This window comes from Halalkalibacillus sediminis (assembly GCF_002844535.1).
Lineage (GTDB): Bacteria > Bacillota > Bacilli > Bacillales > Alkalibacillaceae > Halalkalibacillus_A > Halalkalibacillus_A sediminis.
Genome location: NZ_PJNH01000003.1, coordinates 365,720 through 386,450, shown reverse-complemented (window position 1 = coordinate 386,450; position 20,731 = coordinate 365,720). Strand labels below are relative to the sequence as shown.

The 20,731-nt window shown below is 42.7% G+C and carries 19 protein-coding genes; 16 read left to right on the top strand and 3 right to left on the bottom strand.

What is annotated here, in order from left to right:
- Nucleotides 1–33 precede the first annotated feature (33 nt).
- From CEY16_RS11670 to CEY16_RS11595, 16 genes are all read left to right on the top strand, one after another.
- Entirely contained in the window at nt 34–909 is an 876-nt protein-coding gene (locus CEY16_RS11670) for a 3-hydroxyacyl-CoA dehydrogenase (RefSeq protein ID WP_101332209.1), read from the top strand.
- Nucleotides 906–2,108 carry an acetyl-CoA C-acyltransferase gene (locus CEY16_RS11665; RefSeq protein WP_101332208.1) on the top strand — a complete coding sequence of 401 codons (1,203 nt, stop codon included), beginning with the start codon at nt 906–908 and terminating at the stop codon, nt 2,106–2,108. Before CEY16_RS11670 ends, CEY16_RS11665 begins: the two co-directional genes overlap by 4 nt.
- A 6-nt stretch (nt 2,109–2,114) precedes the next feature.
- Entirely contained in the window at nt 2,115–2,894 is a 780-nt protein-coding gene (locus CEY16_RS11660) for an enoyl-CoA hydratase-related protein (protein ID WP_101332207.1), read from the top strand.
- An 88-nt stretch (nt 2,895–2,982) separates the two neighbouring features.
- Entirely contained in the window at nt 2,983–3,951 is a 969-nt protein-coding gene (locus CEY16_RS11655) for an NAD(P)H-dependent flavin oxidoreductase (protein WP_101332206.1), read from the top strand.
- A 141-nt stretch (nt 3,952–4,092) separates the two neighbouring features.
- Nucleotides 4,093–4,485 (top strand): thioesterase family protein, encoded by a 393-nt coding sequence (locus CEY16_RS11650; protein WP_101332205.1) that lies wholly within the window; start codon nt 4,093–4,095, stop codon nt 4,483–4,485.
- Nucleotides 4,486–4,508: 23 nt separating this feature from the next.
- Nucleotides 4,509–5,657 (top strand): Leu/Phe/Val dehydrogenase, encoded by a 1,149-nt coding sequence (locus tag CEY16_RS11645; protein ID WP_101332204.1) that lies wholly within the window; start codon nt 4,509–4,511, stop codon nt 5,655–5,657.
- A 28-nt stretch (nt 5,658–5,685) separates the two neighbouring features.
- Nucleotides 5,686–6,741, top strand: a complete 1,056-nt coding sequence (gene pdhA / locus CEY16_RS11640; RefSeq protein WP_101332203.1) for a pyruvate dehydrogenase (acetyl-transferring) E1 component subunit alpha — start codon at nt 5,686–5,688, stop codon at nt 6,739–6,741.
- Between the two features lie 3 nt (nt 6,742–6,744).
- Complete coding sequence (locus CEY16_RS11635) at nt 6,745–7,764, top strand: alpha-ketoacid dehydrogenase subunit beta (RefSeq protein WP_101332202.1); 1,020 nt, start codon at nt 6,745–6,747, stop codon at nt 7,762–7,764.
- Between the two features lie 12 nt (nt 7,765–7,776).
- A complete protein-coding gene (locus tag CEY16_RS11630; protein ID WP_101332201.1) occupies nt 7,777–8,994 on the top strand; it encodes a dihydrolipoamide acetyltransferase family protein in 1,218 nt (405 codons plus the stop codon).
- Nucleotides 8,995–10,437 carry a dihydrolipoyl dehydrogenase gene (lpdA, locus tag CEY16_RS11625; RefSeq protein WP_101332200.1) on the top strand — a complete coding sequence of 481 codons (1,443 nt, stop codon included), beginning with the start codon at nt 8,995–8,997 and terminating at the stop codon, nt 10,435–10,437.
- A 55-nt stretch (nt 10,438–10,492) separates the two neighbouring features.
- Nucleotides 10,493–11,494 carry an ABC transporter substrate-binding protein gene (locus CEY16_RS11620; protein WP_101332199.1) on the top strand — a complete coding sequence of 334 codons (1,002 nt, stop codon included), beginning with the start codon at nt 10,493–10,495 and terminating at the stop codon, nt 11,492–11,494.
- 62 nt (nt 11,495–11,556) lie between these two features.
- Nucleotides 11,557–12,540, top strand: a complete 984-nt coding sequence (locus tag CEY16_RS11615; protein WP_101332198.1) for an ABC transporter permease — start codon at nt 11,557–11,559, stop codon at nt 12,538–12,540.
- Nucleotides 12,533–13,327: an ABC transporter ATP-binding protein gene (locus CEY16_RS11610; protein WP_101332197.1), complete on the top strand. Its 795-nt coding sequence runs from the start codon at nt 12,533–12,535 to the stop codon at nt 13,325–13,327. Before CEY16_RS11615 ends, CEY16_RS11610 begins: the two co-directional genes overlap by 8 nt.
- 114 nt (nt 13,328–13,441) lie before the next feature.
- Nucleotides 13,442–14,431, top strand: coding sequence for an aldo/keto reductase (locus tag CEY16_RS11605; protein WP_101332196.1), 990 nt, complete (start codon nt 13,442–13,444; stop codon nt 14,429–14,431).
- A 228-nt stretch (nt 14,432–14,659) separates the two neighbouring features.
- Nucleotides 14,660–16,150, top strand: a complete 1,491-nt coding sequence (gene mqo / locus CEY16_RS11600) for a malate dehydrogenase (quinone) (protein WP_101332195.1) — start codon at nt 14,660–14,662, stop codon at nt 16,148–16,150.
- Between the two features lie 69 nt (nt 16,151–16,219).
- Nucleotides 16,220–17,332: a flavin monoamine oxidase family protein gene (locus CEY16_RS11595; RefSeq protein WP_101332194.1), complete on the top strand. Its 1,113-nt coding sequence runs from the start codon at nt 16,220–16,222 to the stop codon at nt 17,330–17,332.
- A 183-nt stretch (nt 17,333–17,515) separates the two neighbouring features.
- Here the strand turns inward: CEY16_RS11595 and CEY16_RS11590 are convergent, their stop codons facing one another.
- The 3 genes from CEY16_RS11590 to CEY16_RS11580 all read right to left on the bottom strand — a co-directional run bounded on the left by CEY16_RS11590 (nt 17,516) and on the right by CEY16_RS11580 (nt 20,591).
- Nucleotides 17,516–17,833: a hypothetical protein gene (locus tag CEY16_RS11590; RefSeq protein WP_101332193.1), complete on the bottom strand. Its 318-nt coding sequence runs from the start codon at nt 17,831–17,833 to the stop codon at nt 17,516–17,518.
- Nucleotides 17,834–17,998: 165 nt separating this feature from the next.
- Nucleotides 17,999–18,997 (bottom strand): tRNA dihydrouridine synthase, encoded by a 999-nt coding sequence (locus CEY16_RS11585; protein ID WP_101332375.1) that lies wholly within the window; start codon nt 18,995–18,997, stop codon nt 17,999–18,001.
- Between the two features lie 277 nt (nt 18,998–19,274).
- On the bottom strand, nt 19,275–20,591 hold the full coding sequence (locus tag CEY16_RS11580) for a chloride channel protein (RefSeq protein ID WP_101332192.1): 1,317 nt from the start codon (nt 20,589–20,591) through the stop codon (nt 19,275–19,277).
- Between the last annotated feature and the right edge of the window lie 140 nt (nt 20,592–20,731).

Below are 20,731 nucleotides of genomic sequence, written 5' to 3'. Positions count from 1 at the left end.
AAAATCATAGTTCCAAAGAAAGGTAGAGTGTCCATGACGATCCAAAACGTTACAGTCGTGGGTGCTGGAGTGATGGGGCGAGGCATAGCTTATGTCTCGGCCCTTTCAGGTTTCAACACAACCCTAGTAGATGTGTCCGAGGAACAGTTGGACCAAGCCTACCAGCACGCCAAACGAACATCCGATAAAGGCATTCAGATTGGAAAATTAACCGAACAACAGCAAACTGAACTATTCAACCACTTTCATACGACAACTGATCTGGAGGGGGCTTCGGCTCACTGCGATTTATTGATTGAAGCGGTTCCGGAAAGAAGAGAGTTAAAACAAAGAGTGCTAGAAACAGCAGATGCCCATGCTCCTGAACATGCGATTCTAGCATCAAATACATCTACCATTAGTCCCACAGAGTTAGGGTCATTTACAGAGCGGCCAGACCAAGTGGCTGTCATGCACTTTTTTAACCCGGTTCACAAGATGAAATTGGTAGAGATTGTGCGTGGCCTTGAAACGAGTGATCAAACGGTTGAAATCATTCAAGCTGCCTCAGAACAAATGGGTAAAGAGACGGTTGAAGTGAATGAATTCCCTGGTTTTGTAACCAGTCGGATCAGTGCGCTTGTAGGGAACGAAGCTTTTCATATGCTACAAGAAGGTGTAGCCACGGCTGAAGATATTGATAAAGCGATTAAACTAGGGTTGAACTATCCAATGGGGCCGCTTGAGCTCGGGGATTTAGTCGGCTTAGATGCTCGCTTGAATAATCTCAGATACTTACACGAAACATTAGGTGAAAAATATCGTCCAGCACCATTACTTGAACAGTACGTTAAAGCCGGTCGCCTTGGTCGCAAATCCGGTAAAGGTGTTTACGATTACACAGAGAAAGATGGGTTGGTTAAAAAATGAATGAAGTCGTTATAGTAGATGCAGTCAGAACGCCCATTGGTCGATATAAAGGGGCTTTAAAAAACATTCGACCAGATGATCTTGGGGCGATTGTGATTAAGGCTCTGATGGAAAGGAATCCTGATGTGTCACCTGAATTGGTTGAAGAAGTCGTCTTAGGCAATGCCAATCAGGCTGGGGAAGACAATCGAAATGTCGCAAGGATGTCAGCGTTGTTAGCCGGTTTGCCTGTGGAAGTAGCTGGTACGACAGTTAACCGCTTATGCGGGTCAGGCATGGATGCGGTCATGTACGCCGCCAGAGCGATTGCGGTTGGTGAAGGTGATGTATTTATTGCAGGCGGGACAGAAAGTATGACACGTGCCCCTTTTGTTATGGCAAAGCCTGAGAAAGAATTTCCTCGGGGCAACATGGAAATGTACGATACAACCATTGGCTGGCGTTTTACTAATCAAAAGTTAGAAGAAATGTATGGTTCAGATACTATGCCACAAACAGCAGAGAATGTGGCCGAGCGTTATGGGATCTCTCGTAAAGATCAAGATGAATTCGCTTATGAAAGTCAGATGCGCGCGAAAAGAGCGATGGAATCAGATCGCTTTAAAGAAGAAATCATACCTGTAACCTATCATGACCGAAAAGGTACCGAGATCACGGTAACAGATGATGAGCATCCAAGGCCGACATCGACTTTGGAGAAGTTAGAGAAGTTACGGCCTATTTTTGAAGGTGGAACGATCACAGCCGGTAACGCTTCTGGAGTGAATGATGGCGCATCAGCGTTACTCGTAATGAGCGCGGATAAAGCCCGCGAACTTGGCTTAAAACCTCTAGTTAAATTTGTGGGAGGGGCAACTGCAGGACTCGAACCAGCCGTGATGGGGCTTGGACCTATTCGTGCCACTCAGAAGCTGTTAAAACGGACAGGACATTCGATTGAGGATATCGGATTAGTTGAGCTAAACGAGGCTTTTGCATCGCAGTCATTAGAATGCATGCGTCAATTGGAGCTTGATTCATCTAAAGTGAACGTAAACGGTGGGGCGATCGCATTCGGGCACCCCCTCGGCGCAAGTGGTGCACGAATTTTAACGACCTTGATTCATGAAATGAAAAAGCGGAATACCAAGTATGGCTTGGCCACGATGTGTGTCGGCGTCGGCCAGGGGATTGCATCGATGGTTGAGAATATCGAATAAGGGGTCATGAACATGACGGTACTATTCCATAAAGAAAACGGAATCGGTTATTTAACGTTGAACCGTGAAGAGTCGTTAAATAGTATGAATTACGATATGCTGTGCGATTTGAAAGATCGAATGAATGCCATTCACGTAGATCCTGACGTTAAGGTTTTGATCGTAACGGGTGCGGGTGAAAAAGCCTTTAGTGCGGGTGCAGACTTGAAGGAACGAAAAACCTTGAACGAATCTGAAGTCCGTCGCAACGTGAAAGCCATTCAGGATATGACCAACAGCTTAGCAGAGTTACCGATGCCGACGATTGCTGCCGTTAACGGTTACTGCTTTGGTGGGGGATTTGAGCTGATGCTCGCTTGTGATTTTAAAATTGCGGTGTCAGAGGCGAAGTTGGGGCTCACAGAAACGAGCTGGGCAATCATCCCAGGTGCAGGTGGAACGCAGCGACTGCCTCGAATTGTAGGCGAAATGAAAGCGAAAGAGCTCATTTTTACTGCTAAGAAAATGTCAGCTTCCGAAGCTTTAGACCTTGGAATTTTACTTAAAGTCGTTGAAAAAGAAAAGTTGAATGAAACTTGTGAGCAGTTAGCGAGCGAAATTCTAGGGAACGGTCCCGTAGCTATTCAACAAGCTAAATACGCCATTAGCCGCGGCATGAGTGCTGATCTTCAAACAGGACTCGCAATTGAAGCAAAAGCCTATGAACTCACGATTCCGACTAAAGATCGTCAAGAGGCCTTGCGCGCATTTAGCGAAAAACGCCAACCGAATTTCACTGGGAAGTAGTATGAGAGTTCGTTGGGGTATATGAGAGCTCAAGCAACCCACTCAGGCAATCAACCAGTCGCACCAATACAACGAAGGAGGTCACATAATGAACGACGTATGCAAAATGCTAAATATCCAATATCCAATCATTCAAGGTGGGATGGGTAATATCAGTAATGCTCAGCTGACATCCGCTGTATCGAACGCAGGTGGTCTCGGAACAATCGGTTGTGGAACGATGACGCCAGAAGAAGTTGATCAAATCATTATAGAAACAAAAGAGCTCACGGATCGACCGTTCGCGGTGAACATCGCACTTGCTGTGTCACCACATGCTGAAGATCTCATCGATCTAGTGATCAAGCACAAAATCCCTGTCGTATCACTATCCGCAGGCAACCCAGCGCCATTCATTCCGCACCTTCACGAACATGGCATCAAAGTTATGACGCTTGTCGCGTCGGTAAAACATGCGAAGAAAGCGGAAGAAGCGGGAGCGGATATTTTGGTCGCAGAAGGTTACGAGGCAGCAGGGATCAACTCGAACCTCGAGCTCACTACATTCACGCTGATCCCGCAAATCGTACAAAATGTAAACATCCCAGTACTTGCAGCAGGAGGCATTGGTGATGGAAAAGGCCTTGCAGCAACACTCATGTTAGGAGCAAGCGGTGTGCAAATGGGCACACGATTTATCTCCACACAGGAAGCGCCATTTCATGACAATTACAAAAATAAAGTTCTTGAAGCTAATGGCACAGGGACGGTTATTATCGGCCGAACAGTAGGCCAAATCAGACGAATTCTGGACACACCTTATGCGCAAAAAATCACCGACTTAGAAAAGTCAGGTCTGACCCGAGATCAATACCGCAACATGACCACTGAAGAACTCCATGCTAGAGGAGCTTTAGAAGGTGACCTAGAAAATGGCTTCCTTAACAGCGGTCAAGTCGCAGGTCTGATCACAGATATTCCAACAGTCCAAGAGCTAATTGAAGGCATGGTATATCAAGCTTCAGAGCAGATGAAGTCGCAACTGAACAACCTACATTTAAACACTGGAAAAAATTAATTATTTGAAAAAATTAATTATTCTAACAATTTATTGTAAATATTATGACACAGTGATAAAATAGCGTTAAAAAATCGTTATATAAAATTTTTTGTCTAGTTATGAAAGCGCTTTAATTCTGTATAGAAGGTGAGCGATGATATGAAACCTGGTATGGTAGTTGGTCGACAAGAGACCATCCATATTCAAGTGACAGAAGATATGTTTGCTAGTTTTGAAGGCGAAGTGGTTCATCCGGTTTACTCGACAGTCGCCATGGTGTACCACATGGAATGGGTATCACGTAAAATTATTCTTCCTTTTCTAGAAGGCCATGAAGAAGGAATGGGAGCAGCTGTACAGGTTAAACACATCGATGCTGCCCCGTACCAAGCCAATATTACTCTCACAGCCACTCTAATAGAACACCGCGATCAACTAGTCCTCACAACCGTAGAAGCTCGGCATAATGATCAGTTAATAGGAGAAGGGGAAGTCAAGCAAGTGATTTTACCTAAAGAATTGATTCAAAAGAAAATTGTGTCTAATAAATAAGTTCCTAACTTAGGAGGATTATTATGAGCTTCGCAACCCAATCGTTTCAAGGAGATAAAAATAAAAATTTGTCTTTAATCGACAAAATGGCAGAACACGAGCAGGTCGTCTTTTGTAATGACCCATCAACCAATCTAAAAGCCATTATTGCGATACATAGTACTAAACTTGGACCAGCAATTGGCGGCTGTCGCATGCAGCCTTATGAAGACTTTGATGCAGCATTAGAAGATGCTTTGCGCCTGTCCAAAGGAATGAGTTATAAATGTGCAGCCTCAGACGTTGATTTTGGTGGTGGAAAAGCAGTAATTATAGGAGACCCGCAAACGGATAAAACGCCTGAATTATTTCGTGCCTTTGGTCAGTACGTTGAGTCTTTACACGGTCGTTTTTACACAGGCACGGACATGGGAACGACCCTCGAAGACTTTGTTCATGCCATGAAGGAAACGAACCATATTGTCGGCCTTCCGGAAGAGTATGGCGGCGGTGGTGATTCATCGATTCCTACTTCAGAAGGGGTCATTTACGGTATAAAAGCTACTATCAGAATGCTGTTCGATCACGAAGATTTACAGCCTGTAACCTATGCGATTCAGGGGCTTGGGAAAGTCGGGTTCAAAGTAGCCGTTCGCTTACTTGAAGAAGGTGCCACCATTTATGTCTCTGATATCGTTGAAAATAACATTGAGCGTTTACAAGAACACGCGATGACAACATCAGGCACCTTGGAAATTGTCGACTCAAACGAAATCTATCGTCAGCCAGCAGATATCTTCATTCCGTGTGCTCTAGGTGGCATCATAAACGATACGACGATCGAGCAATTCCAGTTCAAAGCAATTGCAGGTTCAGCTAATAACCAATTGTTAAAAGAAGAGCACGGTGTTGAATTAGCTAAAAGAGACATCCTTTACGCACCCGATTACATCATTAACTCAGGCGGCTTAATTCAAGTGACGGATGAACTATACGGAACAAACAAGAAGCGCGTGCTAGCAAAAACGAAAGAAATCTATAACACGATGATTGAAGTTTATAAAACAGCAGAAATGAACCAAGTCTCAACAGTAGAAGCAGCTAACCAATTCTGTGAAAAATTAATGGCAGCAAGAGAAAAACGAAACAGTTTTTACACTCGTACTATTAGCCCGAAATGGAGCATACGATAATCATTACAAAAGGTTTGGGGGAACAGAGATGGAAGAACATTTTCCGATGAAAAAAATCATCGATGATCAAGGTAATTTAATAGATTCAAGCTATGAAAATGACATAGACGAAGAACTCGTGAGAAAACTCTATTACCATATGAGCCGCATTCGCCTGTTTGATAGAAAAGCGATTAGCCTTCAACGCCAAGGTCGTATCGGGACTTATCCACCGTTTGAAGGTCAAGAAGCGTCACAAGTCGGAAGTGCTTTAGCGCTCGATTCTGATGATTGGTTATTCCCGACTTACCGTGACCATGGTGCCATGTTGACTTTCGGTTCAGATATGACGCGCACATTCCTCTACTGGAACGGCCGCGCTGAAGGTTGTGTACCACCAGAAGGTAAAAATATTTTCCCAGCAGCAGTGCCAATTGCCACACAAATTCCGCACGCAGTAGGTGCTGCCTGGGCAGAAAAGCGAAAGGGCACAAAAAATGTAGCCATAGCTTATTTTGGAGACGGTGCAACTTCGGAAGGTGATTTCCACGAGGGATTGAATTTCGCGAGTGTGTTTAAAACACCAACCATCTTATTTAATCAAAACAACGGATATGCGATTTCAGTACCGATAGAAAAACAAATGAATTCAAAAACGATTGCCCAAAAAGGATTAGCGTACGACATACCAAGTATCCGAATTGATGGAAACGATGTGTTCTCCGTTTATTTTGAAACGAAAAAAGCTGTCGAACGTGCAAGATCGGGCGAAGGCCCAACATTAATTGAAGCGGTGACTTGGAGAACAGGCGCACATACAACAGCCGATGATCCAACAAAGTACCGTCCAGAAGGCCAGGGTGAAAATGTCGTTAATCCAATCGAACGCTTAGAAAATTATATGAAAAATAATGACTTCTGGGATGAAGAGTGGATTGCGAAAACGGAAGCAGAGCTTACTCAAGAAGTCGAATCAGCACTTGAGGCGATGGAAAAATATCCGCCAGCTAAACCGGAAGACTTATTCGATCATGTATTTACCAACACACCTCCACAATTAGTGGAGCAAAAAGAATCCTACCTTGAACTGATCGGGAGGGAGTAAGCGATGAACGTAAAAATGGAAAAGCAAGCAGAACAACAAGAAACCACCCAACAAATTACAATGGTTCAAGCAGTTAACGATGCGATGAAAACCATGCTTGAACATGATGACACCACCATTTTACTCGGTGAAGATATCGGTAAAAACGGCGGTGTGTTCCGTGCGACTGAAGGTCTTCAAGAACTATTTGGAGAAGACCGCGTGGTAGATACACCATTATCTGAAGCGGGGATAGTTGGAACTTCAGTCGGCCTTGCGGTAAATGGTTTTAAACCGATTGCAGAAATGCAGTTCATGGGGTTTGTTTATCCAGCTTACGACCAAATCATGACCCATGTATCCCGTTTACGCATGAAGACAATGGGCAAATATTCAGTTCCAATGGTTATTCGTACACCATATGGCGCCGGTATTCGTGCACCTGAAGTCCATTCAGATAGTGCAGAAACGATATTCACACACATGCCTGGGATTAAAGTCGTTTGTCCAGCTACACCATATGATGCTAAAGGGTTATTAATCGCTGCAATTGAGGATCCAGATCCGGTTTTATTCATGGAACCGATGCGTAGCTATCGTGCACAACGAGAAGAGGTTCCAACGGGTAAATACACCGTTGAAATTGGTAAAGGCGAAAAAATTCAAGAAGGAACAGACGTGACGATCATTGCTTGGGGGGCGATGGTACCTGTAGCTAAGCAAGCTGCTAAACAAGCCGAGCAACAAGGGATGAGCTGTGAAGTGCTTGATTTGAAGACACTTTATCCACTTGATCGTGACCTGATCGCAGAATCTGTTCAAAAAACAGGTCGTGCCGTAATCGTACATGAAGCGCATGGTACAGGTGGCCTCGGCAACGATATTTTGTCTGTGATTAACGATACATCCTTCTTATACTTAAGATCGCCAATCGAGCGCGTGACAGGTTTCGATGTGCCGGTACCATTCTTCGCGCTAGAAGAACATTACCTACCAACACCGAAACGCATCTTACAAAGTATAGAAAAAGCGGTGCATTTCTAAGGGGGGATTTCAATGCTAGAAGTCAAACTACACGATATCGGAGAAGGTATGACAGAAGGGGAAATCGCCCACTATTTCGTGAAAGAAGGCGATACCGTTCAAACCGACCAGCCACTGGTTGAAGTTCAAACAGACAAAATGGTCGCCGAACTTCCATCACCTGGTGCAGGTACCATTAAAGAAATCATCGTACCTGTTGGTGAAACCGTACAAGTTGGAACGACCCTTTTATATATTGAAGGTGAAGGGGCGAATCAAGCATCTGAACCTGAACCAACTGAAGAAGCAATACCTGCTAAAGCAAGTGAACAAACCATGCAGCCAAGACGTATGCAAACAACACTCAATCGTGTGTTAGCAACACCGTATACGAGGAAAATTGCTCGCGATCACGGAATTGATATCGAAGAAGTCCAGCCGTCAGATCCTTCAGGTCGTGTGACAGAAGAGGACGTTTACGAATTTATCAATGGAGAACAAACGCCAAAAACAGAACCAGCGACTGAAACTATACCAGTAACACAATCAAAACCAACCCAGCCAGATGAAATTCCGTTCAGAGGTATTCGGAAAAAGATCGCCGAAAAAATGACGAAATCAATCTACACTATACCCCATGTGACACACTTTGATGAAATCAACATGACACGAGTTGTCGAGCTTCGTGAGGAACTGAAAGCCTCAGGAGTTTCCATCTCAGTCTCTGCCTTCCTAGTTAAAGCACTAACAATCGCTTTAAAAGACTTCCCAGTATTTAACGCCGAACTAGATGAAGAAAATGAAAAGATTATATTGAAAAAAGACTACCATATCGGAATGGCATCAGATACAGAAGATGGACTAATCGTTCCTGTTTTACACCATGCTGATCAAAAATCGATTCAACAACTTCATGATGAAATTAAAGAGCTCACGCATAAAGCTAAAGAAGGAAAGCTGGACCACGCTGATTTACAAAATGGTACATTCACCGTCAGCAACGTCGGTCCACTAGGTAGCACCGGTGCAACACCAATTATTAACTACCCAGAAACAGGATTGATCGCTTTCCATAAGACCAGAAAAGTACCGATTGTCACTGACAATAACGAAATCGTCATCGGTTATATGATGAATCTATCGATGTCATTCGACCATCGTGTGGCGGACGGAGCGAGAGCTGTAGCCTTTACGAATCGTTTAGCTAGTCTAATCGAACATCCGAACAAACTCATGCTGGAGATGATATAAATGGTTGTTGGAGAAATCACAGAAGAACGGGACCTCGTCATAATAGGTGGCGGGCCAGGCGGATACACAGCAGCCATACGTGCCGCCCAACTCGGCTTACAAGTCACACTAGTAGAAGAAGGTGACTTAGGTGGCGTTTGTTTAAACCGTGGCTGTATCCCTTCTAAAATTTGGACTCATACAAGTAAGAAAATATCTGAAGTGCCACAAATGCAAGAAATGGGGATTGGGGTCAGCGAACCCGAGCTAGATTTAGACAAATTACTAACCTATAAAACTAAAATCACCGAACAACTTCGAACAGGGGTCGAATCCCTTTGTCAGGGGAATAAAATCGAAGTGCTTCAAGGTAAAGCGACGTTTACCAAGGAAGACCGAATCGGTGTCGAATATGGTCATCAGTTCGATACGTATATTTTCAAACACGCAATTATCGCAACGGGGAGCACGGCTGTTTTACCAGAAGGGTTTCCAAAAGCGCGTAGCCGAATTCTATTATCCCATGAACTCTTCGACTTAAATGAAGTACCTGACCATCTTTTAATTTATGGACATGATTATCTTGTCTATGAAATGGCATCAACTTATCAGTCCTTTGGTTCAAAGGTGACGCTTATTCAAGATGAGGAGCTTGATCTAGATCAGGCGATCGAAAAGGAACTTAAGCGATCATTTAAAAAGAAAAAGATCAAAGTCATTCAACAAGACTCACTCCAATCCATTGAAGAAACGGATGAGGGTGTGACGATACAGCTTACTGATCAAAAAGGAAAAGTTCAATCGATTGAAGGGACTCATTTATTTACGAGTGGAAACCCCATACCGAACCTCGATTCACTCGGAATCAATCGATTTGGAGTTGAGCAAGCAGAAAGTGGTCAAATCGTCGTTGATCATACTATGAAATCAACAGCATCAAATATTTATGCTGTTGGTGATGTCACAGAAGGACCGTCGCTTGCTGTTAAAGCGATTAAACAAGGAAAAGTAGCTGCAGAAGCTATTGCGGGTGAGAATGTAGAGGCAGACTTAACGTTTTTACCAACGATTATACACACCTGCCCACCTGTCGCTTCAGTTGGGTTAACTGAACAAGAAGCTAAGGAGAACGAACTCGAATACCTGGTTGGTCAGTTCAATTTAAATGCCAATGGTTATGCCAAAGTAACTGGCAAAACTGATGGAACCATTAAAGTAATAAGTGATGCAAAAACCGAGATTATTCTTGGTATCCATATGATTGGAGAAGGAGCTGTCGAATTATCGAGCACTTTCGTCCAACTTCTTGAAATGGCAGCTAAGGTTGAAGACATAAGGTTTCCATTATTTGCTCATCCGAGTACCAATGAAGGCTTGCTTGAAGCTGTTGAAGCTTTAACAGGTCAAGCTATCCATAACCCACCTCAGAAGGAACAGACAAAAATTAAAGAAAGGAGTTTTTAATTTTAAACTAAGTATTTAATGAAAATGGTTCATTAAAAATTAAGGGGGATGTTGAATGAGGAAGTGGATTCAATTAATGGCTGTAGTTGTAGTTGGTTTAAGTTTACTAGCTGCATGTGGAGATGATAGTTCAGGTGGAGACGATAATTCAGGTGAAGATTCAGATTCATATGTTGTAGGTGCAACACAGATTGTTGAGCACCCTTCTCTGGATTTAGCGTATGAAGGTTTCCAAGAAGCATTGGAAGAAGCAGGTTTGGATGTTGAGTACGATTTTCAAAACGCACAAAACGACCAGAACAATGTGAAGACGATCTCTGATGGTTTTGTCGCAGATGATGTTGATTTGATTTTTGCTAACTCAACACCTAGTGCACAAGGGGCTTTAAATGCGACAAAGGACATTCCGATTGTTTATACATCAGTAACAGATCCAGTAGCGGCGGATTTAGTTCCTTCAATGGATGAAGCGGGTGAAAACATAACAGGTGTATCTGACTTACATCCAGATGCGATTAAGACGACTGTCGAATTTATCGATCAGTATTTTGATGGCGCAACAGTAGGTCTAATATACAACGCAGGTGAGCCAAACTCAGTTGCTCAAATTGATTCAATTAAATCAGCAGTTGAAGACACAAGCCTGAGCATTGAAGAACGTACTGTAGCTAATGCTTCTGAAGTACAGCAAGCAGCAACAACGCTCGTAAGTGATATTGATGTATTCTTCATCGTAACAGATAACACGGTAGTAGAAGCATTAGATAGTGTGGTTGGTGTTGCCAATGACCAAGACATTCCACTAATAACAGGTGAGCCAAACTCATTAGCAAAAGGTGGTTTTGCAACATTCGGTATTGATTACCACACGATTGGATACCGTGCAGGGGAAATGGCTGCAGAAATCTTACAAGGTGATAAAGCAACAAACGAAATCGCCCCGGAGTATCCACCAGAAATCCAACTATTCATTAACAAAGATGCTGCTGAGGAGCAGAACATTGAATGGAATGATGATTGGGATGAAGATGCTCAATTTATAGAAACTGAAGAATAAGTATAAGTGGTAAAGCAGGCCTAGCCTGCTTTACTCATATACATAACGAAAGGGAGGGCGACATGCTAATATCATTATTTGGTGCAGTAGAATCAGGAGCCATCTATGCCATTATGGCTTTAGGAGTTTATCTTTCCTTCCGAGTACTAGATTTCCCCGATTTAACGGTAGATGGAAGTTTTGTAACAGGAGCAGGCATTACAGGAATGTTAATCGTTAATGGAATGTCTCCAATCATGGCAACATTAATAGGTGCTTTTGCAGGCTTTATTGCAGGATGTATTACAGGAATCCTTCATACTAAAGGAAAAATCAATGCACTACTTTCAGGGATTCTCATGATGATTGCATTATATTCAATTAACCTTAGATTTATGGGTCAGCCAACGGTTTCCATGCTAAATGAAAATACAATAATTAACCAAATCCAATCATTCTGGTCGCCAGCAATTGATTCAGTTTTAAACAGTATATTTATCGGAGCAGATCGAGTTCCGACGACCTGGGCAATTTTAATTATCATGACCATCGTGACGATTGCGATTAAGTTTATTCTTGATTACTTCTTAAAAACCGAAGTCGGCCTTGCCATTCGTGCCACGGGTGATAACCAAAAGATGATTCGCAGCTTATCCGCCAACACAAACTTTTTAATCATCATTGGTATCGGTTTATCAAACGGGTTAGTCGCATTATCAGGTGCACTAGTCGCACAGCATGGTGGTTTTGCAAACCTAAACATGGGCATCGGTATGATCGTTATCGGGTTAGCATCCGTTATTATCGGAGAAGCATTATTCGGTAAAAAAACGATCGCAAGAGTGACGCTCGCTGTCATCGGTGGGGCGATCGTTTATCGTGTCGTCATCACACTTGCTCTAAGAGTTGATTTTTTAGAATCGAGTGACCTAAAACTAATTACAGCCGTATTAGTTATAGTGGCACTTGTCACTCCAAAAGTATTACAAGCAAGACGTGAGAAAAAACGTCGACTAGCCAAACGAGCAGCACTCATGGACCGAAGGGGGAGTGAAGCCAGTGCTTAAAATACATGACGTATCCCTAACATTTAATGAAGGTACACCGGACGAGAAGAATGCCTTAGATGATATTAATTTAGAATTAAAAAAAGGTGAATTCGTGACGGTTATTGGAAGTAATGGTGCAGGTAAATCAACACTCATGAATGTAATTTCAGGAAGCTTAATTCCCGATGTGGGCGATGTGCTGATTGATGATAAAAACGTTGTGAACCTTCCTGAATATAAGCGCGCAAAAATGATAGGTCGCGTGTTCCAAGACCCAATGGCAGGAACAGCACCATCCATGACCATTGAAGAAAACCTAGCCATGGCATACGCCAGAGACAAGAAGCGTCGGCTTGTTCCAGGTGTTTCAAAAAAACGAAAAGACTATTTCCGAGAATATCTTGATACGCTCAACTTAGGACTAGAAGACCGCCTGAATGCGAAAGTTGGCTTACTATCTGGCGGAGAACGCCAAGCCTTATCACTCTTGATGGCAACTTTTACAGAGCCTAACATTTTATTATTAGACGAACATACAGCAGCACTCGACCCGTCACGAGCAGAGTTAATAACAAAAATCACAGGCGATGTTGTCTCTAAATTTGGCTTAACGACCATGATGGTCACCCACAACATGCAACAAGCACTAGACTTAGGTAACCGCCTGTTCATGATGGACAAAGGCCAAATCATTTTCGATGTTAAAGGCGAAGAAAAACAAAATCTCACAATCAAAGACTTACTAGACGAATTCCAGCGCATTCGTGGCGAACAAATTGCGAGCGATAAAGCGGTATTAGGTTAAATTTAAAAATCACTTGAACTCACTTGATTTTTTGCTTTATCAACTCCTCATGTTTCGCACAGGGTAATTGCGGAAAAAGACCAATAGATCTTCATAATACGAGGAGGAATTGTGATGAAGTCGTTAGAGCAAGCGCTTAAACATAAAGTAGGTCTTGGAACCGCACCACTCGGGAATATGTTCAGAGACGTTCCTGAAAAGGAAGCCCAGGAAACTATCCAATCCGCCTGGAATCAAGGAGTACGCTATTTTGACACTGCCCCTTTTTATGGAGCAGGTTTAGCGGAAATGCGTTTAGGCGAAGCTTTATCGGAGTATAATCGTGATGATTATTTCATAGGTACGAAAATTGGACGGTATATCTCTGATGAGAAAGAAGAAAAAGAGGGGATCTTCCAGGATGGACGTCCCAACAAAATAATTACTGACTATACAGAGGAAGCGACTCTGAAGTCCATTGAACAAAGTCTGGAACGGTTACAAACTGATCGTCTAGATATGGTGTTTGTTCATGATGTTTCCCCTGATTTTCATGGAGATGAATGGATTACGAAGTTTGATGAGGCTAGAAATGGAGCGTTTCGAGTCTTAAATCGCCTTCGTGAAGAAGGGGTCATTCAATCCTGGGGACTCGGTGTAAATACAACCGAACCAATCGAACTTGCGTTGGACTTGGAAGAAAGCCAGCCGGATGTATGCTTATCTGCTACCCAATACACTCTTTTACAGCATGAGCATGCTTTACAGCGTATGATGCCGAAAGCAGAAGAAAAAGGTGTCGATATCGTGGTAGGTAGCCCGTTTAATTCTGGTGTGTTGCTTGGCGGAAATCACTTTAATTATGCTGATATCCCTGACGAGGTATTGAATCAAGTTAGACAGCTTGAAGAAATCGCTGATAGTTATAACGTAAGCTTGAAAGCGGCAGCCTTACAGTTTTCAACTGCACACCCAGCTGTAAGGGGCGTGATTCCAGGTTCAACTCGTCCCGAGCATAATGCAGAGGATGTAGAAATGATGAAGCAAGAAATTCCGCAAGCTTTCTGGAGTGAATTAGTGGATAAAGGATTGATTTCACAACATGCTCCATTGCCAAATAAATAGCAGTTGTTTTTGAAGAGAATTGTTCCTGATTCATTCACTTGAGGAGCCACCCTGTGCTGGGGGATCGGCTCTTTTTTTATTTAGACGTCGAATTCTTAGTTGGATTTTTGGTAACGAACTCTATTGAAGAGAAACATATGTTCAATTGTTTCGGTAGTAGTCTTTTGCGAAATAACCTTAGAATATATAAAATGTCTACAAGACTATTAAAAAACGGGGTATGTTCATATGAAGTATGAAACATCTACGTCCGACGTTGTGTTAATAGGTGCTGGGATTATGAGTGCCACTTTGGGTGTATTGCTTAAAGAACTAGAACCTGATTGGAAGCTTACCGTGTTTGAGCAGCTAGGATCTGCCGGTGGGGAAAGTTCTAATGAACGAAACAATTCAGGTACGGGACACGCTGCGTTATGTGAGTTGAATTACACAGCTGAACAGCCAGATGGCACCATTGATATAGAGGCGGCGGTAAAAATTAACGAACGATTTCAATTATCGAGGCAGTTCTGGGCTCATTTGGCAAAACGAAAATTAATTGAAAATCCAAGTGATTTCATTACTGGTTTGCCTCATATGAGTTTTGTTAAAGGGGAGGCCCATGTTCAATTTCTAAAAAAGCGATATGACGCATTGTCAGCGCACCCTTTATTTCAAGAAATAGAGTATTCGGAAGACAGGGAGCAGTTAACGGAATGGTTCCAGCTTATCATGAATAACCGTTCCTCAGATGAACCGGTTGCTGGAACGAAGATCGATGATGGCACCGATGTAAATTATGGGGAACTAACACGTAAAATGTGTAATTACTTAGAACAAGAGGATGTAGACATCCATTACAATCACAATGTGTTGGATATTAAACAAGCTTCTGAGGGGTTATGGGAGTTGAAAGTTCGTGATGGAAAAGGGTCAGTTCGAAGCCATAGAGCTAAGTTTGTCTTTATAGGAGCAGGCGGGGGGAGCTTACCTTTACTACAAAAGACTGGGCTCCCTGAAGGAAAACACATTGGTGGCTTCCCGATCAGCGGGCAGTATTTGGAATGTACAAACCCAGAAATCATCGAAAAGCATTATGCAAAAGTGTACGGCAAAAATCCACCGGGTGCACCAAAAATGGTCGTTCCCCATTTAGATACAAGGTATATTGGTGGCGAAAAAAAGTTGATTTTCGGGCCATTCGCAGGCTTTATACCGAAATTTCTCAAGTCAGGTTCCAAAAAAGAATTCTTTACCTCGGTTAAACCGAATAATTTATTTACGATGGCTGCGGCAGGCATCAAAAATTTCTCGCTGATGCAATACTTGATCCAGCAACTACGTCTAACAAAGAAGGAAAGAATGAATGAATTACGAGAATTCTTCCCTGATGCAAAAGACGAGGATTGGGAGCTGAAAATTGCGGGGCAACGCGTACAAGTGATCAAGGATACGTCCGAGGGCAAAGGAATCATCCAATTCAGTGATACGGAGGTTGTTCATAGTGAGGACAGAACATTGGCGGCACTTCTCGGAGGTTCGCCAGGTGCTTCGACTTCTGTTTCCGACATGGTTCGATTACTTGAGGATTGTTTCCCTACAAAGCTTGAGCACTGGAAACCGAAAATTAAAGAAATGATTCCATCTTATGGAGAGAATTTATCTGCTCAACCTGAACTTATTGGTGAAATCAAACGATCAACGATGAAAGATTTGGCATTAGAGAGAAAAGAAAAATAACAAAATGGCCACAATGTGGTTGTCACTCAGTGGTAAGACAAATAATAAGAGTGGAGAGGGTGAAAATACATGAAACATCCAATTGTTATTGTTGGAGCGGGCTTAAGTGGTCTGTGGGCTGCGTCATTGCTGACTGCAGAAGGCATAGAATGTAAGGTTCTAGAGGCTAGAGATCGGTGTGGTGGCAGAGTCTTAAGCACCTCTGTACACAATAGACCTGAGCTAGGCAACTTTGACTTAGGTCCCACATGGTTTTGGCCGCAGTTTGAAAGTAGAATTACCAACCTTGTAAAAGAACTGAACATAGATACATTCGAACAGTACGCCAAAGGCACAATACTTGCTGAACGAGATCAAAATGTGCGTCCTGAACGAATGATACTCCCTGAAAATGCGGGAGGCGAGTCCGTAAGAATAAAAGGCGGTGTGCAGACATTAATCGATTCAGTAACAAGTACTATTCCCGATGAAGTAGTAGAATTAGAAACCCAGGTGACAGCCATTCGATATGATGAAAAAGGTGCTATAACGATTGAAGCAGATGGTGCTGATGGACAGCCAAGAACGCTTTCAGCGAGCGCCGTCATCTTAGCATTGCCTCCAAGAATTGTGGCGAAGCAGATCGAATTCTCACCTTCTCTTCCTCCAAACGTCATTAATAACCTTGTCAGTAAACCGACATGGATGGCAGGGCAGGCCAAGGCTATTGCTATCTATGATCGACCTTTTTGGAGGGAAGCTGGTCTCTCTGGTTTTGCAACGAGTTGGGCTGGACCATTACAGGAAATTCATGATGCTTCACCCGAAACAGGATCTGGTGCGTTATTCGGGTTCTTCGGTATGCCAGCAATAACACGTCGGCAATTTGGAAAGGATAGAGTATTAGCACAAGTTAAAGACCAGCTGGTTCGGCTTTTTGGACCCTCTGCACAAGAAGTAGAGACGATTTTATATAAGGATTGGTCCCAGGATTCCCTGACGGCAGTAGAGGAGGACTTGGACCCGTTAAGAGAATTTCCGATTTATGGCCTACCACCAGAAGCGGAAATGTGGGAAAACAAGATTGTCTTTGCAGGTACAGAAGCTGATTCGCAGCATGGTGGGGGTCATCTTGAAGGAGCTCTTTTGGCAGCGGAAAAAGCAGTTTTACGAGCGAAGGATATTACGAGTAGGTCGGTGTAAATATCTTTTGATCACTAGTACGTCGATCTCCCAACAAGGAAACATACTATTCTATCTAAATAAAGAAAAAGAACTTCCTGATTGGTAGGAAGTTCTTTCAGTGTTTTGTATCCTAGAATATGCGACTGAATGTTTTCTTAAGTATATCTGGTTGCTTTATGTCTCTATGTCGGTCCTACAATCCTATACCCCTGTGGTTGTTTCACTGCGTTCTCTTAATGAATTGATTTTATCAACCCATTTGTTTCGCTTATTCACCACGAATTTGTGTTCTTCACCACTCACTGTCTTAACGATCATTACGTTATTGAGAACCTTAAAAGATTTTTTTGACTCAATTTCGCTGACCTCTTCTAAGCGAATGGTGGTATCTCCCTTTTGGACGTTTAATTTGTGAGGGTGGTGGTTTAATTCTTCTTCTGATAAATACAACTTTCCACCGACAGCTTCTTTACCTTTAAAAAGGTTCGCTAATCCTTCCATAACATATTCGTTTGACATAAAATCCCTCCTTTATTACATCTATATAACCGATAAGGAAATATATAAACAAAATTAACAAAAAATTAAAGGGAAATAATAACTTTTTTAATCATAAAAAAGAGAAAAGCACTAATTGCTTTTCTCTTCTGGTAAATGATTAGGTTCTAACAATCCGGACTATCATTAAGATATTGAAAATCCTTCTGCTTCCTTCAATTTTCCGCCCCCTGTATATTCATCGAGCAGCGCACGTGCTTCATCGGTTGAATTGGCGCTCATCAGATCGTTTCTCAAAGCGCTGGCACCTCTGAAACCTTTGACGTAAATCTTAAAGAAGCGTCGAAGAGGTTTGAACTGTCTTGGTTCGAGTTCTTCTGAATATTTATCGTGAAGGTCGAGTTGCAGCCTGAGGAGATCGAGTAGCTCTTCACTAGTGTGCTCTTTCTTCTCTTTTTCGAAAGCGAATGGGTTATGGAAGATCCCGCGTCCGATCATGACGCCGTCCACACCATATTTTTCTGCGAGTTCAATCCCCTTCTGACGATCAGGGATATCACCGTTGATGGTCAGAAGCGTGTGAGGAGCGACTTCGTCCCGGAGTTGCTTGATTTCAGGAATCAGCTCCCAGTGAGCATCGTAATCGCTCATCTCTTTTCTTGTGCGCAAATGAATGGAAAGGTTGGCAATGTCCTGTTCAAACAGGTGCTTCAACCAGTCGCGCCATTCGTCGACTTCCGTATATCCAAGACGAGTCTTCACACTGACGGGTATTCCACCTGCTTTGGCTGCTTGAATGATGTCTGCTGCAGTCTCTGGGTATCGAATCAGGCCAGATCCTTTACCCTTCGCTGCAACGTTCTGCACTGGACATCCCATATTGATATCTACACCGCGAAAGCCCATTTCGGCCATTCCGATACTCATCTGGCGGAAGTATTCAGGCTTGTCTCCCCAAATATGCGCAACGATCGGCTGTTCATCTTCCGTAAATGTCAGGCGACCTTTGACGCTGTCTTTACCTTTCGGGTGGCAGTAGCTCTCCGTATTCGTAAATTCTGTAAAAAAGACGTCAGGACTCGCTGCTTCACTCACGACGTGGCGAAACACGACATCTGTCACAGCTTCCATCGGTGCCAGCACGAAAAACGGTCGCGGCAACTCATTCCAAAAATTGTCTTTCATATATATCTGAACCCTTTCGTTAAGGGAAACATGTTCCCAAAAATACAAAGTAAAAATGCTTAATTCATCAGGCTGAACATATTCAGGCTGGATTTCATCATTATATACTTTAATAGGTATAAACGAAAAGTTCAAGGGAAGGGTTTGTCTAATTTTTAACAAAAATTCTCTTTGATACCATCCTGGTCCCGACAACTAAGCTGAATAGCCATAAGGCGTTTATCTAAGGTCCCAGAATGCTGGGTGCGAACGAGAAAATGGTAGCCGGCTTTCAGCATCATTCATTCTGTTTAATGCGTTTTTTCTGTTTTTCTACATTTTCTATGGTTTCTCCAGGGGGAAGATTATATAAACGGCTCTTAGGTGCATATATTTTCTGCGACGGCCATAATCCATGATGTCCTGAGAATAGATAGCTAACCAAACAAACAACGAAAAAGTATTCTAATCCTTCTCCATTAAACATCTCCATTGCCAAAAGGAAGGCCGCCAAAGGGGTGTTGGCACCAGCACTGAAGGCAGCAATTAATCCTAATGCAGCAACAAACGATATCGGTAAGTCAACCAATGTATGTAAAGCATTACCTAGTGTTGCGCCAATGAAAAATAAGGGGATGGCTTCCCCACCGACAAAGCCGCTGCCTAAGGTTACCGCAGTAAAGATCAGCTTGGCGAAAAAAGCAAAAGGAGGGACTTCTTCCTGGAAAGATTGTTGAAGCATCTCTAATCCCCGGCCATTGTAGTCTTGTGAACCAACAATCAATGTTAATACTACAATGACGACTCCTCCAGCAAATGCTCTTTTCATATGATTTTTCTTGAAAAGTTTCTCGGAGTAAATTTGTATTCCATGTCTCAACTGGCAGTAGAAAACACTGATCAAACTGAAGATGAGAGTTAAGAGAATAACTTTCATAAATATAATAATCGAAACTTCAGGTACGTTTTGTATGATGAATTCTTCGTGTTTATGTCCCCACGCTGCTGTCGTTACATAGTGACCAACAAAGCTCGCCGTAAGACATGGTACAAGTGCTTCAAATCTCAATTTTCCTAATGCAGCCATCTCCATACCAAATACAACACCGGTCATGGGTGCACCAAAGGCAGAACCAAAGCCAGCGCTTATTCCACTCATCATTAGGATTTTTTTGTCGAGTTTGTTTACTTTAAAGAATTTATTGACTGCTGCAGCTACACTGCCTCCCATTTGGATCGCTGCACCTTCACGACCGGTAGAACCGCCAAACAAGACTGTTATAAAAGTCCCGAAATAGACGATGGGCCCCATTCTACGCGGTACTTCTTTTTTTCCATGAACTGTGTCTATCACGAGATTATTTAATTCAGCCGTGTCATTCAAGGTATTATTCGAAAATACCTTTCCGTATTTCATATATATGTACCCTATGATTATTCCTCCAAAGGGGAGAAACAAAATAAGCCAATCTCTTTTTGAACGTATATCATCCCCCAGAAAATCGTTTACTTCTAAAAGGAGAGTTGTTGCCGAACCAACGATTAAACCAATTATGCTTCCAAAGAAAATCCACTGAATAAGAATCGAAAAAAAGTTTTTATATTTTTGAAGCATCGACAACTCACCTCATTTCTAAACCTAGTGGGAATATCGATTGTAGTTTTGCCTATTGCATATAAATTATTAAATGAAGCGAAGGGAATCATATCCAAAATCTATACGAATAAAAAGGGAGCAATCTAAGAGCGAAAGTT

Excerpts from the sequence above, each read along its gene's own strand:
- CEY16_RS11650 (WP_101332205.1), top strand. The coding sequence starts at position 4,093 with ATGAAACCTGGTATGGTAGTTGGTCGACAAGAGACCATCCATATTCAA.
- mqo (WP_101332195.1), top strand. The coding sequence starts at position 14,660 with ATGAAGTATGAAACATCTACGTCCGACGTTGTGTTAATAGGTGCTGGG.
- CEY16_RS11630 (WP_101332201.1), top strand. The coding sequence starts at position 7,777 with ATGCTAGAAGTCAAACTACACGATATCGGAGAAGGTATGACAGAAGGG.
- CEY16_RS11615 (WP_101332198.1), top strand. The coding sequence starts at position 11,557 with ATGCTAATATCATTATTTGGTGCAGTAGAATCAGGAGCCATCTATGCC.
- CEY16_RS11590 (WP_101332193.1), bottom strand. The coding sequence starts at position 17,833 with ATGTCAAACGAATATGTTATGGAAGGATTAGCGAACCTTTTTAAAGGT.
- lpdA (WP_101332200.1), top strand. The coding sequence starts at position 8,995 with ATGGTTGTTGGAGAAATCACAGAAGAACGGGACCTCGTCATAATAGGT.
- CEY16_RS11605 (WP_101332196.1), top strand. The coding sequence starts at position 13,442 with ATGAAGTCGTTAGAGCAAGCGCTTAAACATAAAGTAGGTCTTGGAACC.
- CEY16_RS11670 (WP_101332209.1), top strand. The coding sequence starts at position 34 with ATGACGATCCAAAACGTTACAGTCGTGGGTGCTGGAGTGATGGGGCGA.
- pdhA (WP_101332203.1), top strand. The coding sequence starts at position 5,686 with ATGGAAGAACATTTTCCGATGAAAAAAATCATCGATGATCAAGGTAAT.
- CEY16_RS11645 (WP_101332204.1), top strand. The coding sequence starts at position 4,509 with ATGAGCTTCGCAACCCAATCGTTTCAAGGAGATAAAAATAAAAATTTG.
- CEY16_RS11665 (WP_101332208.1), top strand. The coding sequence starts at position 906 with ATGAATGAAGTCGTTATAGTAGATGCAGTCAGAACGCCCATTGGTCGA.
- CEY16_RS11655 (WP_101332206.1), top strand. The coding sequence starts at position 2,983 with ATGAACGACGTATGCAAAATGCTAAATATCCAATATCCAATCATTCAA.
- CEY16_RS11580 (WP_101332192.1), bottom strand. The coding sequence starts at position 20,591 with ATGCTTCAAAAATATAAAAACTTTTTTTCGATTCTTATTCAGTGGATT.
- CEY16_RS11595 (WP_101332194.1), top strand. The coding sequence starts at position 16,220 with ATGAAACATCCAATTGTTATTGTTGGAGCGGGCTTAAGTGGTCTGTGG.
- CEY16_RS11585 (WP_101332375.1), bottom strand. The coding sequence starts at position 18,997 with ATGAAAGACAATTTTTGGAATGAGTTGCCGCGACCGTTTTTCGTGCTG.
- CEY16_RS11620 (WP_101332199.1), top strand. The coding sequence starts at position 10,493 with ATGAGGAAGTGGATTCAATTAATGGCTGTAGTTGTAGTTGGTTTAAGT.
- CEY16_RS11660 (WP_101332207.1), top strand. The coding sequence starts at position 2,115 with ATGAACATGACGGTACTATTCCATAAAGAAAACGGAATCGGTTATTTA.
- CEY16_RS11635 (WP_101332202.1), top strand. The coding sequence starts at position 6,745 with ATGAACGTAAAAATGGAAAAGCAAGCAGAACAACAAGAAACCACCCAA.